Source organism: Parasulfuritortus cantonensis (genome assembly GCF_004337445.1).
GTDB classification, from domain to species: Bacteria; Pseudomonadota; Gammaproteobacteria; order Burkholderiales; family Thiobacillaceae; genus Parasulfuritortus; species Parasulfuritortus cantonensis.
Window position 1 is genome coordinate 1 of sequence record NZ_SJZB01000042.1, and the last position, 13,623, is coordinate 13,623.

General features: G+C 64.8%; 13 protein-coding genes. 8 read left to right on the plus strand and 5 right to left on the minus strand.

Annotated features, from left to right (window positions below; genetic code table 11):
* The 3 genes from EZJ19_RS10725 to dnaA all read right to left on the minus strand — a co-directional run.
* A partial coding sequence (locus tag EZJ19_RS10725; RefSeq protein ID WP_240754742.1) for an ATP-binding protein occupies positions 1-1,209 on the minus strand: 1,209 nt, incomplete at its 3' end.
* A 53-nt stretch (positions 1,210-1,262) separates the two neighbouring features.
* On the minus strand, positions 1,263-2,369 hold the full coding sequence (gene dnaN / locus EZJ19_RS10730; RefSeq protein WP_131447438.1) for a DNA polymerase III subunit beta: 1,107 nt from the start codon (positions 2,367-2,369) through the stop codon (positions 1,263-1,265).
* A gap of 198 nt (positions 2,370-2,567) precedes the next feature.
* The gene (gene dnaA / locus EZJ19_RS10735) at positions 2,568-3,914 is read right to left on the minus strand and encodes a chromosomal replication initiator protein DnaA (protein ID WP_131447440.1); all 1,347 of its coding nucleotides are present in this window, start codon (positions 3,912-3,914) and stop codon (positions 2,568-2,570) included.
* A gap of 154 nt (positions 3,915-4,068) precedes the next feature.
* Here dnaA and rpmH point away from each other — a divergent pair, with 154 nt between their 5' ends.
* The 4 genes from rpmH to mnmE are packed head-to-tail and all read left to right on the plus strand — an operon-like array spanning position 4,069 to position 7,614.
* Positions 4,069-4,203 carry a 50S ribosomal protein L34 gene (rpmH, locus tag EZJ19_RS10740; RefSeq protein WP_131447442.1) on the plus strand — a complete coding sequence of 45 codons (135 nt, stop codon included), beginning with the start codon at positions 4,069-4,071 and terminating at the stop codon, positions 4,201-4,203.
* Positions 4,200-4,589 (plus strand): ribonuclease P protein component, encoded by a 390-nt coding sequence (gene rnpA / locus EZJ19_RS10745; RefSeq protein ID WP_131447443.1) that lies wholly within the window; start codon positions 4,200-4,202, stop codon positions 4,587-4,589. The genes rpmH and rnpA overlap by 4 nt, the downstream gene beginning before the upstream one ends.
* A 3-nt stretch (positions 4,590-4,592) precedes the next feature.
* On the plus strand, positions 4,593-6,302 hold the full coding sequence (gene yidC, locus EZJ19_RS10750; RefSeq protein WP_131447445.1) for a membrane protein insertase YidC: 1,710 nt from the start codon (positions 4,593-4,595) through the stop codon (positions 6,300-6,302).
* On the plus strand, positions 6,280-7,614 hold the full coding sequence (gene mnmE / locus EZJ19_RS10755; protein ID WP_131447447.1) for a tRNA uridine-5-carboxymethylaminomethyl(34) synthesis GTPase MnmE: 1,335 nt from the start codon (positions 6,280-6,282) through the stop codon (positions 7,612-7,614). The genes yidC and mnmE overlap by 23 nt, the downstream gene beginning before the upstream one ends.
* A 3-nt stretch (positions 7,615-7,617) precedes the next feature.
* Here the strand turns inward: mnmE and EZJ19_RS10760 are convergent, their stop codons facing one another.
* Complete coding sequence (locus EZJ19_RS10760; protein ID WP_131447449.1) at positions 7,618-7,911, minus strand: hypothetical protein; 294 nt, start codon at positions 7,909-7,911, stop codon at positions 7,618-7,620.
* 69 nt (positions 7,912-7,980) lie between these two features.
* Between EZJ19_RS10760 and EZJ19_RS10765 the strand changes: the two genes are divergently transcribed.
* Positions 7,981-9,780, plus strand: a complete 1,800-nt coding sequence (locus EZJ19_RS10765) for an ABC transporter ATP-binding protein (RefSeq protein WP_131447450.1) — start codon at positions 7,981-7,983, stop codon at positions 9,778-9,780.
* A 6-nt stretch (positions 9,781-9,786) separates the two neighbouring features.
* On the opposite strand, the gene EZJ19_RS10770 is transcribed toward EZJ19_RS10765, so the two are convergent.
* Positions 9,787-10,179, minus strand: a complete 393-nt coding sequence (locus EZJ19_RS10770) for a bacteriohemerythrin (RefSeq protein WP_165873553.1) — start codon at positions 10,177-10,179, stop codon at positions 9,787-9,789.
* A gap of 163 nt (positions 10,180-10,342) precedes the next feature.
* Between EZJ19_RS10770 and mnmG the strand changes: the two genes are divergently transcribed.
* Genes mnmG through EZJ19_RS10785 form a run of 3 tightly spaced genes read left to right on the plus strand, consistent with a single transcriptional unit; the run spans position 10,343 to position 13,622 of the window.
* A complete protein-coding gene (gene mnmG / locus EZJ19_RS10775; protein WP_131447454.1) occupies positions 10,343-12,232 on the plus strand; it encodes a tRNA uridine-5-carboxymethylaminomethyl(34) synthesis enzyme MnmG in 1,890 nt (629 codons plus the stop codon).
* Complete coding sequence (rsmG, locus tag EZJ19_RS10780; RefSeq protein WP_131447456.1) at positions 12,229-12,840, plus strand: 16S rRNA (guanine(527)-N(7))-methyltransferase RsmG; 612 nt, start codon at positions 12,229-12,231, stop codon at positions 12,838-12,840. The genes mnmG and rsmG overlap by 4 nt, the downstream gene beginning before the upstream one ends.
* The gene (locus tag EZJ19_RS10785) at positions 12,837-13,622 is read left to right on the plus strand and encodes a ParA family protein (RefSeq protein WP_131447458.1); all 786 of its coding nucleotides are present in this window, start codon (positions 12,837-12,839) and stop codon (positions 13,620-13,622) included. The genes rsmG and EZJ19_RS10785 overlap by 4 nt, the downstream gene beginning before the upstream one ends.
* Position 13,623: the final 1 nt, after the last annotated feature.

A 13,623-nucleotide genomic window follows, 5' to 3' on the forward strand; every position in this document is an offset into this window, starting at 1 on the left:
CTCGACGATCTTGCTGCAGATGATCTTGGCGTCGGCCGGTCGTTCCAGCAGGAATTCGGACAGCTTGGCCGCGACCACGTCCTCGACCGCCTGGCGCGCCTCGCTGGAAACCAGCTTCATCTTGGTCTGCGAGGAAAACTTCGGATCCGGCATCTTGACCGAAAGCACGCAGGCGAGGCCCTCGCGCATGTCGTCGCCGGTGATCTCGACCTTGGCCTTCTTGGCGATCTCGTTCTCGTCGATGTACTTGTTGATGATCCGGGTCATCGCCGCGCGCAGCCCGGTCAGGTGGGTACCGCCGTCGGCCTGCGGGATGTTGTTGGTGAAGCAAAGCACCTGTTCCTGGTAGCCGCTGTTCCACTGCATGGCGACTTCGGCGCTGATGGTGACGCCGTTCAGGACGCTCTCGCCGGCGGAGTGGAACACGTTCGGATGCAGGACGGTCTTGCTGCGGTTGATGTACTCGACGAAGCCTTTGACGCCGCCCGAGAAGGCGAAATTCTCATGCCGGCCATCGCGCTCGTCGATCAGCTCGATCTTGACGCCGTTGTTCAGGAAGGACAGCTCGCGGATCCGCTTGGCGAGGATTTCGAAATGGAAGTCGACGGTGCCGAAGATTTCCTCGTCGGCGCGGAACTGGACTTCGGTGCCGCTGCGACCCGACTCGCCCAGGACGCGCATGGGCGACACCTCGACGCCGTTCTGGACTTCGAGCAGGCGGTTCTGCGGCACGCCGCGGGCGAACTCCATGAAATACGCCTTGCCGTCGCGCCGGATGGTCAGCTTGAGCCAGCGCGACAGCGCGTTGACGCAGGATACGCCGACGCCGTGCAGGCCCCCGGATACCTTGTAGCTGTTCTGGTTGAACTTGCCGCCGGCGTGCAGCACGCACATGACGATCTCGGCCGCCGAGCGCTTCGGTTCGTGCTTGTCGTCGAACTTCACCCCGACCGGGATGCCGCGGCCGTTGTCGGACACGGAGACGGAGTTGTCAGCGTGGATGACGACCTTGATGTCGTCGCACCAGCCGGCCAGGGCCTCGTCGATGGCGTTGTCGAGCACCTCGAACACCATGTGATGCAGGCCGGTGCCGTCCTGGGTATCACCGATGTACATGCCGGGGCGCTTGCGTACCGCCTCGAGGCCTTCGAGTTGCTGGATGCTGTCTTCGTCGTAGCCGCCGTTGCCGGCGCCGTTTTCGTGTTCCACGTGAAACATTCCTTATCGGAGGGTGGGATTCCTTGCGGGCGGGATGGTCGGGATCAGATGCGCATCGGCATGACGACGTAGCGGAAGTTGTCGTCGCCGGGCACGGTGATCAGCATGCTGCTGTTGGCATCGCCGAACAGGCAGCGGACCGCCTCGGTATCGAGGTTGTTGAGCACGTCCTGGATGTACTGGACGTTGAAGCCGATGTCGAGGGCATCGTAGGCGTATTCGATCTCCAGTTCCTCCTGCGCTTCCTCCTGCTCGTTGTTGCTGCAGGCGACACGCAGCGTGCCGGCGGTCATGGCCAATCGGACGCCGCGGTACTTGTCGTTGGTCAGGATGGCGGCCCGGGCCAGGGACTGGTGCAGGCGCTGGCGGTTGATGTCGAAGTACTTCTCGTAGCCGACCGGGACGACGCGTTGATAGTCCGGGAACTTGCCGTCCACCACCTTGCTGCGCAACTCGAAATCGGGGTGGCTGACGACGACCTGGTTGGCGCCGATGCGGATGCGTGCCTTTTCATCGCCTTCGCCTAGCAGCTTGATCAACTCCATGACCGTCTTGCGCGGCAGGATCACCTCGACCGGCTGGCTGGCTTCGGCTTCCAGCTCGATGGCGTCGACGGCCAGGCGGTGGCCGTCGGTAGCGGCCACCACCAGCTTGTTGCCCTGCAACTGGAACAGCATGCCATTCAGGTAATAGCGGATGTCCTGTACCGCCATGGCGTATTGGGCGCGGGCCAGCAGCTTGCGGAGTTTGCTGGCGCTCACTTCCAGTTCGATGCCGTCGCCCTCGCCGCTTTGCAACTTGGGGAAGTCCTTGGCCGGGAGGGTCTGCAGGTTGAAACGGCTCTTGCCGGCCTGGATGCGCAGCTGTTCGTTGTTGAGGTCCAGCGCCAGGCTGGTTTCGTCGGGGAGGGAACGGGTGATGTCCAGTAGCTTGCGTGCGGATACCGTGAAGGCGGTATCGGTTTCCGACTCACCGGCCATCCAGGTGGTGATCTGCAGTTCCAGGTCGGTGGCGATCAATGCCGTCTTGCCCGCGCTGTTTTCTACCAGGATGTTGGAAAGGATGGGCAGGGTATGTTTGCGTTCCACCACGCCGACCACGGCCTGGAGCGGCTTGAGGAGGGTTTCCTTCTGGCAGTTAAGTACAAGCATAATATCTCTTTCGTTGGTAATAATAACGTCCGATATGGCTTTGTATAAGTCGATATTCCCAATAAAAATCAACTAACTATATCATCGCAAAGGCTGTGGATAAATTCTGTACCGGCTGTGCACGGATTGGGGACAAATCCGCACTCCGGAACAAATGGGCTTTTCGTCCACAGCTAATCCCGGTACTCATCCACATGGTTATCCCGTGAGTACCTGGATCAGCAGGCTGTAATCCTTGCGGAACTCGGGCTCGGCATTCTTGAGCTCCTCGATCTTCCGGCAGGCATGCAATACCGTGGTGTGGTCGCGACCGCCGAAGGATTGACCGATCTCGGGCAGCGACAGGTCGGTGAGTTCCTTGGCGAGGTACATGGCCATCTGACGCGGCCGTACCAGGTTGCGCGTACGTTTCTTGGAAAACATGTCGGCAACCTTGATCTTGTAATAGTCCGACACGGTCTTCTGGATGTTCTCGATCGAGACCTGGCGGTTCTGCACCGCCAGCAGGTCCTTGAGCGCCTCCTTGGCCAGTTCCACGCTGATGGCCTGCTTGTGGAACCGGGCATAGGCGATGACCCGTTTCAGGGCACCCTCCAGTTCGCGCACGTTGGAACGCACCTGCTTGGCGATGAAGAAGGCGGTGCTCTCGCCCAGGTGTTCGCCCTCCTGCTGGGCCTTGTTGAGCAGGATGGCGACCCGCATCTCCAGTTCGGGCGGTTCCAGCATCACCGTCAGTCCCCAACTGAAACGCGATTTCAGGCGTTCCTCGATGCCTTCCAGGTCCTTCGGAAAGGTGTCGCTGGAGATGATCACCTGCTTGTGCGACTCGATCAGGTTGTTGAAGGTGTAGAAGAACTCTTCCTGGGTGCGGCCCTTGCCGGCGAAGAACTGGATGTCGTCGATGAGCAGGATGTCCAGGCTGTCGTACTTGCGCTTGAATTCGTCGAAGGACTTGTGCCGGAATGCCTTCACCATGTCCGAGACATAGCGCTCGGCATGGATGTAGCGGACCTGGGCCTTGGGATTGTTCTCCAGCACCTTGTTGCCGATGGCCTGGATCAGGTGGGTCTTGCCCATGCCGACGCCGCCATAGACGAACAGCGGGTTGTAGCCGGAGCCGGGATTGTCGGCGACCTGCAGGGCGGCGGCGCGCGCCAGGTCGTTGGCCTTGCCGCGCACGAAACTGGAAAAGGTGAAGTTGGCGTTCAGGCGGGATTCACTCGGCGGCACCTTCTCGGCCGCACCCGCGCCGCGCGGTCCCGGAGCGGCGGCCGGTGCCGATTCCCCGGTTTGCGGGCTGGCCTTGCCTTTCGCCTCGACGATGACCGCGACCGGCGTCGGCTTGCTGAAGTAGGAGGCCGCCAGGTCCTCGATATCGCCGAGGAACTTGTCCTTGATCCACTGGGCGACGAAACGGTTCGGTGCACTGATCCGGATCTGGTCCTCCGCGACGCTCACCGTCAGAGGCTTGATCCAGGTGTTGACTTGCTGGGCGTTGAGCTTGACCTGGAAATGCCCCAGACAATGGGACCAGAAATCGTGCATGGATCGTTCGGGATGGAGGGTGGGGAGGGAACGCGGCGGGCGCCATTGTAGCATCGCGGCTGCTCCCTGTAGGCCTTGAAATGTTTGACAAATTATAGGCTTAAAAGGTGTAATACGCCCCTTTTTACGTCCAGCCGTACTTTTAGGAACAACCATGAAACGCACTTACCAGCCCTCCGTAGTCCGTCGCAAGCGTACCCACGGTTTCCGTGCCCGCATGAAGACCAAGGGCGGCCGCGCGGTGATCAATGCCCGCCGCGCCAAGGGCCGCAAGCGTCTGGCCGTTTGACGGACACGACGCGCCGGGGGCTGTATGCCTTCGGTTGGAACAGCAAACTCAGAAAAACGGATGACTTCTCATCCGTTTTTCGTTTCAAGCGGGTCCATCGCGGCGCCAATCTGGACATATTTTTCAGCCAAAATGGCTTGCCATATCCGCGCCTCGGCCTGATTGTGCCGAAGAAGATATTGGCCCGGGCGGTGGACCGTAACCGGACCAGGCGGGTATTGCGGGAAGCCTTCCGGCTCGGCCAGCCGGGCCTGAGTGGACTCGACGTGGTCATCCGGGTCAAGGCCGCCGGCCAGGATGCCGACTACCGGGCGCAGTGGGAACTGTTCATGCGCAAGCGCGTGAGCAGGAGTCCAGCCGCGCCCGGCAACGAAATGAACGGGTAGAACATGGATTTGCAACGCATCGTCGCCTTCGTCGTCTTTTCCTTCTCCCTGCTGATGCTTTGGAATGCCTGGCAGGACTACAACCATCCGAAGCCGGTGCAGACGACCCAGGCGAACGGCCAGCCGGCCGGCCCCGCCCTGCCGATGCCGGGCGCGAATCTGCCGGCGGCCCAGCCGCAGCCGGTCGCCAGTGGAGTGCAGGTGGCCAGCGGCACGCGCGCCGTGGTCAAGACGGACGTGATGACGGTGGTGGTCGACGCCAACGGAGGCGATCTGCGCGAGTTGAGCCTGGACGCCTACCAGCAGGACACCGAGGTCGAGCTGCTGAAGGGCTTCAAGAAGCTGTTCAGCGGCGGCGGTCAGGGCGCGGACAAGGCCAAGCCGTTCAAGCTTTTCGAACAGAGCCCGGAACACGACTATTTCGCCCAGTCCGGCTTCGTCGGCAAGGATCTGCCCAACCATAAGACGGTCTACACCCTGCAAGCGGGCGAGTACGACCTCAAACCCGGCGAGAACACGCTCAAGGTCAGCATGACGGCGCAGATGGACGGCGTCGAGGTGGTCAAGACCTATACCTTCCATCGCGACAGCTACGTGATCGACGTGGATTACGCGGTGCACAACGGCGGCACGGCGGACGTCGAGGGATATTCCTACTTCCAGTTCCAGCGTGACGGCAAGAAGCCGGAGGGGCAATCCACCTTCATCAGCAGCTACGCCGGTCCGGCCATGTATACCGAGTCCGGCAAGTTCCAGAAGATCGCCTTCTCGGATATCGACAAGGCCAAGCAGGATTTCGTCAAAGCCGCGCCGGACGGCTGGATGGGCATGGTTCAGCACCATTTCGTCGCCGCCTGGGTGACACCGAACCCGGACGACAAGGCGGAGCGCGGCTTCTATGCCGACGCGCTCGGCAATGGCCAGTACCGGGCCGGCATGAAGATGCCGACCATCAAGGTTGCCCCGGGCGGCAGCGCCAACGTCGACATGCGGCTGTATGCCGGGCCGCAGGACCAGGCCAAGCTGAAGACCCTGGCCCATGGCCTCGAGCACGTCGTCGACTACGGCTGGCTGACCGTCCTCGCCTACCCCCTGTTCGTCTTCCTGAGCTGGCTGAATTCCCTGGTCCACAACTGGGGCGTCGCCATCATTCTCCTGACCGTGGCCGTGAAGATGGCCTTCTACCCGCTCTCGGCCGCCAGCTACAAGTCGATGGCCCAGATGCGCAAGTTGGCGCCGCGCCTGCAGCACCTCAAGGAGCGCTACGGAGATGATCGCCAGAAGCTGCACGAGGCGATGATGAAGGTCTATCAGGAGGAGAAGATCAATCCGCTCGGCGGCTGCCTGCCCATCGTGGTTCAGATTCCGGTCTTCATCGCCCTGTACTGGGCCCTGATGTCGGCCGTCGAACTGCGCCAGGCGCCCTTCGCCCTCTGGATCACCGACCTTTCCGAGCCGGATCCCTACCTGGTGCTGCCCATCCTGATGGCGTTGACCATGTTCATCCAGCAGAAGCTGTCGCCGACCCCGCCCGATCCGGTCCAGGCCAAGGTGATGATGATCATGCCGATCGCCTTCTCCTTCATGTTCCTGTTCTTCCCGTCCGGCCTGGTGCTCTACTGGCTGGTCAACAACATCCTTTCCATCCTCCAGCAATGGCGCATCAATTACGTGATCGAACGCGCCGGTCATGGCAAGCCAGCCACAAAATGACGTAATCGCCGCCGTCGCGACCGCCCCGGGGCGCGGCGGCATCGGGGTCGTGCGGGTGTCCGGCCCCGACCTCGCGGCACTCGCGGCGGCGGTCGTCGGCAAGACGCCGGCGCCACGCCACGCGACCTACGCCCATTTCCGCGACGCGACCGGCACGATCCTCGACGAGGGCATCGCACTCTATTTCCCGGCCCCCCATTCCTTCACCGGCGAGGATGTCCTCGAACTGCAGGGCCATGGCGGTCCCCAGGTCCTGCAATTGGTGCTGGAACGCTGCCTGGAACTGGGCGCTCGGGTCGCCCAGCCAGGTGAATTCAGCCGCCGCGCCTTCCTCAACGACAAGCTGGACCTCGCCCAGGCGGAGAGCATCGCCGACCTGATCGACGCCCAGAGCCGCGAGGCGGCGCGCTCGGCCATGCGTTCGCTGACCGGGGAGTTCTCCGCCCGCATCCGGGAACTCGTGGACGCCCTCATTCACCTGCGCATGCTGGTCGAGGCGACCCTGGACTTTCCCGAGGAAGACATCGATTTCCTCGCCAGGGCGGATGCCTTCGGCCAGCTCGACGCCATCGAGGGACGGCTCGCCGGGGTGCTCGGCCAGGCGCGCCAGGGGGCGCTGCTGCGCGAAGGCCTCAGTGTCGTCCTGATCGGCCAGCCCAACGTCGGCAAGTCGAGCCTGCTCAACGCCCTGGCCGGACACGAGGCGGCGATCGTCACCGAGATCGCCGGCACCACGCGGGATGCCCTGCGCGAAGCGATCCAGATCGATGGCATCCCCTTGCACGTCACCGACACCGCCGGCCTCCGGGAAACCGCGGATACCGTCGAGGCGCTGGGCATCGCGCGTACCTGGCAGGCGGTGGAACACGCGGACGTCGCCCTGCTGCTGGTGGACGCCGGTCACGGTGTCGGCGCCAGCGAGGCGGCGATCATCGCGCGCCTGCCGCCGATCCCCCGGCTGACGGTGCACAACAAAATCGACCTGGCGGGCGAACCGGCACGGATCAGCGGCGACGAGGTCTGGCTCTCGGCGAAAGCGGGTGCCGGGCTCGATCTGTTGCGCCGTAGGCTGTGCGAACTCGCGGGCTGGCAGGCGACCGGCGAAGGTGTCTTCATGGCCCGGCGCCGCCACCTGGCGGCCCTCGTCGAGGCGGGCGAGCGCCTTGCGCACGCCCGGACGGCTTGGCCGGCGCTCGACCTGTTCGCCGAGGAATTGCGCCTGGCCCAACTCGCCCTCAACAGCATCACCGGCGAGTTCGGCGCCGACGACCTGCTGGGCGAGATATTCAGCCGATTTTGTATCGGGAAGTGATCCCTACAGGCCGTTTCCGAAGCCGAAACGGAGTGGCGACACCTGCACGCCGTTGTCGTTGAAATGACGCCGCTTCCAGTTCAGGTCGGATATGAACATCAGCTCCTCGAAGGCTTCTTCCGGGAGACCGGCACGGCCGTTGCGGTCGTCGACCAGGATGGTGGCGAGGAAGCGGTCAGCCGCCTCGGGTTCGATCCACGCCTGCACCAAGCCTTTGACGATATGGGGGAAACGTCGTTCCAGCACGCTGGTGGTATCCGCTGCGGCCGGCTCCTGGCCGGGATTCTGCTTATCCATTACCTGGCTCCCAAATTTTTTACGCGATACATTTATAGTCATGAAAATCGTTATTAATCAAGGTGAAGCATGACGCATCCCGAGTCGCTTGGCGAGTCGGCGGCATTATCCTGGCGCACCGTATGGAACGAGGTGCTGCGCCACAAGCGCCGCCTGGCGGTCGCCAACCTGGCTGCCATCGTCGCCGTGATGGCGGCGGTCCCGGTACCGCTGGTGCTGCCGATCCTGGTCGACGAGGTGCTGCTCGACAAGCCCGGCCGCTTCGTCGCCGCAGTCGCACCGCTGTTTCCGCCGGCCTGGCACGGTCCCCTGCTGTTCATAGGCAGCGCCCTGCTGCTCACCGTGGTGCTCCGCGTCGTCGCCATCCTCCTCAACGTCTGGCAGACGCGCAGCTTCGCACTGGTGGCCAAGGAGGTGGTATTCATCATCCGGCGCCGCCTGCTCGAACGCCTGTCCAGGATCGCCCTGTCCCAGTACGAGACCCTGGGTACCGGCAAGATGACTTCCCATTTCGTCACCGACCTGAACGCCATAGACAGCTTCCTGGGTGCCTCGATCTCGGGTTTCCTGGTCGCCGTGCTGTCGCTGGTCGGCGTCGCCGCCGTGCTGTTCTGGATGAACTGGCAACTGGCATTGTTCATCCTGCTCCTCAACCCCGTGGTGATCGGTTTCTCCACCCGGCTGGGAAAGAAGGTGAAGGAATGGAAGCGGCGCGAGAACAGTGCTTTCGAGCTGTTTCAGGAAGCCCTGACCGAGACCCTCGATGCCCTGGCGCAAATCCGGGCGATGAACCGCGAGCGCCACTACCTGGCGCGCGTGATCGACAAGGCGGGTGACATCCGCAAGCACGCCGCCGCCTACGCCTGGAAGTCGGACGCCCTCGGACGAATCTCCTTCTTCATCTTCCTGGTCGGCTTCGACGTCTTCCGCGCCGTGTCCATGCTGATGGTCATCTATTCCGGGCTGAGCATCGGCGAGATGCTGGCGGTGTTCGGCTACCTCTGGTTCATGATGTCCCCGGTCCAGGAGATCATCAACATCCAGTACGCATGGTTCGCCGCCAACGCCGCGATCGCCCGGGTCAACGGCCTGCTCGCCCTGGCCGAAGCGGAGCAAGGCGGCGGCGGGCGCAATCCGTTCGCCGGTGCCGAGACGGTGGGGCTGGAGCTGCGCCACCTGAGCTTCGCCTACGGCGATGGCGACGTCGTCCTCGACGACGTCAGCCTGACCGTGGCGCCCGGCGAGAAGGTCGCCCTGGTCGGCGCCTCCGGAGGCGGCAAGTCGACCCTGGTGCAGGCCCTGCTCGGGCTCTATCCGGCCAGCTCAGGGAGCATCCTGTACGGCGACGTCCCGGTGGCCGAGATCGGCTGGGCGACGGTGCGGGACCACGTCGGGGTGGTCCTCCAGCACCCAGTGCTTTTCAACGCCAGCGTGCGCGATAACCTGGCCATGGGCCGGGAGTACGCCGACGAGCGGCTCTGGCACGCCTTGGCGATCGCCCAGCTCGTCGAGCTGGTCGAGTCCCTTCCCGGCGGATTGGAGGCCGTGGTCGGCCGGCACGGCGTCCGCCTTTCGGGCGGGCAGCGGCAACGGCTCGCGATCGCCCGCATGGTCCTGGCCGAGCCCGAGGTGGTGATCCTGGACGAAGCCACCTCGGCGCTCGACACGGAGACCGAACGGGCTTTGCACCAGGCCCTGGCCGCGTTCCTGAGCGGCCGCACGACGCTGATCATCGCGCACCGGCTGTCCGCGGTGAAGCAGGCCGACCGCATCCTGGTGTTCGAGAACGGCCGCGTGGTCGAAGAGGGCGAGCATGCCGCCCTGATGGAGAAGGGCGGCCTCTACCACAAGCTGTACGCCCACGCCTGAGCGTGGTCAGTGGCTGGCGATCCAGTTCGCGGTGACGAAATCCATGGTCTGGATGTGCTGGATGAACCAGGCCGGGATTTCCTGGCCGACGACCCGGTTAACCGCGTCCGCGTCGGGCGAACCGGCAGCGACGCCGGCGGTGAAATCGGCCAGCCAGGCGAGCGCCCGCTCGTGTTCCTGCTTGTGCACCGGATAGGGCGGGAAGCCGGTCGCCTGCATGGCCTCCTCCTCGCGCGCGAAATGCTCGCGGTTGTGGTCGAGAAAGGCGCGGCAGGCCTCGGCCAGGGCCGCGGGAGCGGCACCGTAGGTGGGCAGAGCGGCGAGCATGTCGGCAAGCTGTTCGGCGGCGTGATCATGGTCGGAATTCATGAACTCGACGGCGACGCGGGGAATTTCCATGGTCATTGAAGCTACCTCGTCGTGCAATCGGGGCTATCATAGGCGGCGCCCGCGCGCGGGCCATGACAAATGTCATGGCCACGGTAGTGTTTCACGTGAAACAGCGGGCGAATTTGCGTAGAATCCGGCTCCCTCCGCGAGCCCGAACCCCCTGACCAAGCTGATGATTTTCCCGGATATATTCGATGTGATCGTGGTGGGTGGCGGCCACGCCGGCACCGAAGCGGCGCTCGCGGCGGCGCGCCTGGGCGTGCGTACCCTGCTGCTCAGCCACAACATCGAAACGCTCGGTCAGATGTCCTGCAATCCGTCCATCGGCGGCATCGGCAAGGGCCATCTGGTGCGCGAGGTGGACGCCCTGGGCGGCGCCATGGCGCTCGCGACCGACGCCGCCGGCATCCAGTTCAGGACCCTGAATTCCTCCAAGGGCCCGGCCGTGCGCGCCACGCGCGCCCAGGCCGACCGCGTCCTGTACAAACAGGCCATCCGCAGCCGTCTGGAGAACCAGGCCAATCTGACGCTCTTCCAGCAGGCGGTCGACGACCTGATCCTGGAGGGCGACCGGGTCGCCGGCGTGCGTACCCAGCTCGGCCTCGTGTTCCGTTGCCGGGCCGTGGTGCTCACCGCCGGTACGTTCCTGGACGGCCTCATCCACGTCGGCATGGAGCACTTTCCGGCCGGCCGCATGGGCGACCCGCCGGCGGTCTCGTTGGCGGCCCGCCTACGCGAGCTGCAACTTCCCGCGGGCCGCCTGAAGACCGGCACGCCGCCGCGCATCGACGGCCGCAGCATCGATTTCGCGCAGACCCAGGAGCAGCCGGGTGACGACCCGGCGCCGGTGTTCTCGTTCATGGGCGAGCGCGCCATGCATCCGCGCCAGCTGCCTTGCTGGATCACCCATACCAACGCACGCACCCACGAGATCATCCTCGGCGGCCTCGACCGCTCGCCCCTGTACACCGGCGTCATTGCCGGCGTGGGGCCGCGCTACTGCCCGTCCATCGAGGACAAGATCAAGCGTTTCGCCGACAAGGATTCGCACCCCATTTTCCTGGAGCCGGAAGGCCTCGCCACCCACGAGTTCTACCCGAACGGCGTCTCCACGAGCCTGCCGTTCGACGTCCAACTGGCCCTGGTGCGTTCCATCAAGGGCCTCGAGCAGGCCCATATCCTGCGTCCGGGCTACGCCATCGAATACGACTACTACGACCCGCGCGCCCTCCGGCCCTCCCTGGAGTCCAAGGCGATCGGCGGTCTGTTCTGTGCCGGCCAGATCAACGGTACCACCGGCTACGAGGAGGCCGCGGCGCAGGGTTTGCTGGCCGGACTCAACGCCGGCCTGCAGGTCACGGACAAGGAGCCTTGGTGGCCGCGCCGCGACGAGGCCTACCTGGGCGTGCTGGTTGACGACCTGATCACCCGGGGGGTTTCCGAACCGTATCGGATGTTCACCAGCCGGGCCGAGTACCGCCTGTCCCTGCGCGAGGACAATGCCGACCTGCGCCTGACCGAGACGGGTCGCCGCCTGGGCCTGGTCGACGATGTCCGCTGGCGCCGTTTCGAGGCGAAGCGGGAGGCCATCGCGCGCGAGACCGAGCGTCTCAAGGCGACCTGGGTCAATCCGCTGCGCCTGCCGGAGGCGGAGGCGATGCGGGTCCTCGGCAAGCCGATCGAGCGCGAGTACAGCCTGTTCGACCTGCTGCGCCGGCCGGAGGTGGCTTATCCCGCGCTGCTGAGCCTGCCCGACGCCGGCGTCGCCGTCGCCGATCCGGAGGTCACGGAGCAGGTCGAGATCCAGGCCAAGTATTCGGGCTACGTCGACCGGCAGGTCGAGGAGATCGCTCGCCAGCGCGAGCTCGAGGACACCGCGCTGCCCACCGATCTCGATTACATGGCCCTGAAGTCGCTATCCATCGAGGTGCGCCAGAAACTCAGCCAGGCGCGTCCGGCCACCCTGGGCCAGGCCTCGCGGGTGTCCGGCGTGACGCCGGCGGCGATCTCGGTGCTGACGGTGTACCTGAAGCGCCTACAGAAGACGAGGGAGCGGGCATGAAGGAACGACTGGACGCCGCCCTGGCGGCGATGGGCCTCGACCTGCCGGGAGCGTGCCGGGAGCAACTGCTCGCGTATCTGGACCTGCTGCGCAAGTGGAACAAGACCTACAACCTGACGGCGATCCACGAACCCGAGCGGATGCTCACCCACCACCTGCTCGACAGCTTGGCCGTACTGCCCTACATCGGCGCCGAGCGGTTGCTCGACGTCGGCGCCGGCGCGGGTCTGCCCGGCATCCCGCTCGCCATCGCCCGGCCGGGCCTCGCCGTGACCCTGATCGACGCCAGCCACAAGAAGGTCGCCTTCATGCACCAGGCCGCCATCGAGCTCGGCCTGGACAACGTCAAGGCGGTGCACGGTCGGGTCGAGCAGCTGCCCGCGGCGCCCTTCCCGCAGATCATCTCGCGCGCTTTCAGCGACCTGTCCGACTTCGTCCGTCTGACCCGTCCATTGCTCGCCGAGGGCGGCGAGTGGCTGGCCATGAAGGGCCTGTTTCCGAACGAGGAACTCGCCCAACTGAAAGGTGCCCGCCTGAAGCGGGACATCGAACTGGCCGTTCCCGGCCTGGACGCAAATCGCCATTTGATAGTTCTGGAGGCGGCATGAGCGGGAAAGCGGCGCATATCCTGGCGGTCACCAACCAGAAGGGCGGGGTCGGCAAGACCACCACCACGGTCAACCTCGCCGCCGGCCTGGCCCTGCTGGAGCAGCGCGTGTTGCTGGTCGACCTCGATCCCCAGGGCAATGCCACCATGGGCAGCGGCGTGGAGAAGCGCGATTGCCAGCAGACCGTCTACCACGTGCTGCTGCGCCAGGCCGTCTGCCGCCAGGTGCGCCGGGCGGCCGCGAACGGCGGCTACGACATCCTGCCGGCCAACCGCGACCTGGCCGGGGCGGAGGTCGAATTGGTCCTGGAACAGGGCCGCGAAGGCCGCCTGCGCGAGGCGCTCGGCACGGTCGCCCAGGAATACGACTACATCCTGATCGACTGTCCGCCGGCGCTCAACCTGCTCACGGTCAACGCCCTGGCGGCGGCCGACGCCGTGCTGATCCCCATGCAGTGCGAGTACTACGCGCTGGAGGGGTTGTCGGACCTGGTCAACACCGTCAAGCGGGTGAAGTCGAGCCTGAACCCGGCCATCGAGATCGAGGGCCTGCTGCGCGCCATGTTCGATCCGCGGAATACCCTGGCCCAGCAGGTTTCCGAGCAACTCAAACAGCATTTCGGCGAGAAGGTGTACGACACCGTGATCCCGCGCAACGTGCGCGTGGCCGAGGCGCCCAGCTACGGCATGCCGGTTCTCGTCTACGACCGCCATTCCAAGGGCGCCCAGGCCTATATGAAGCTGGCCGAGGAAATCGTCGGCCGCCGCGCCGGTCAACATTAGG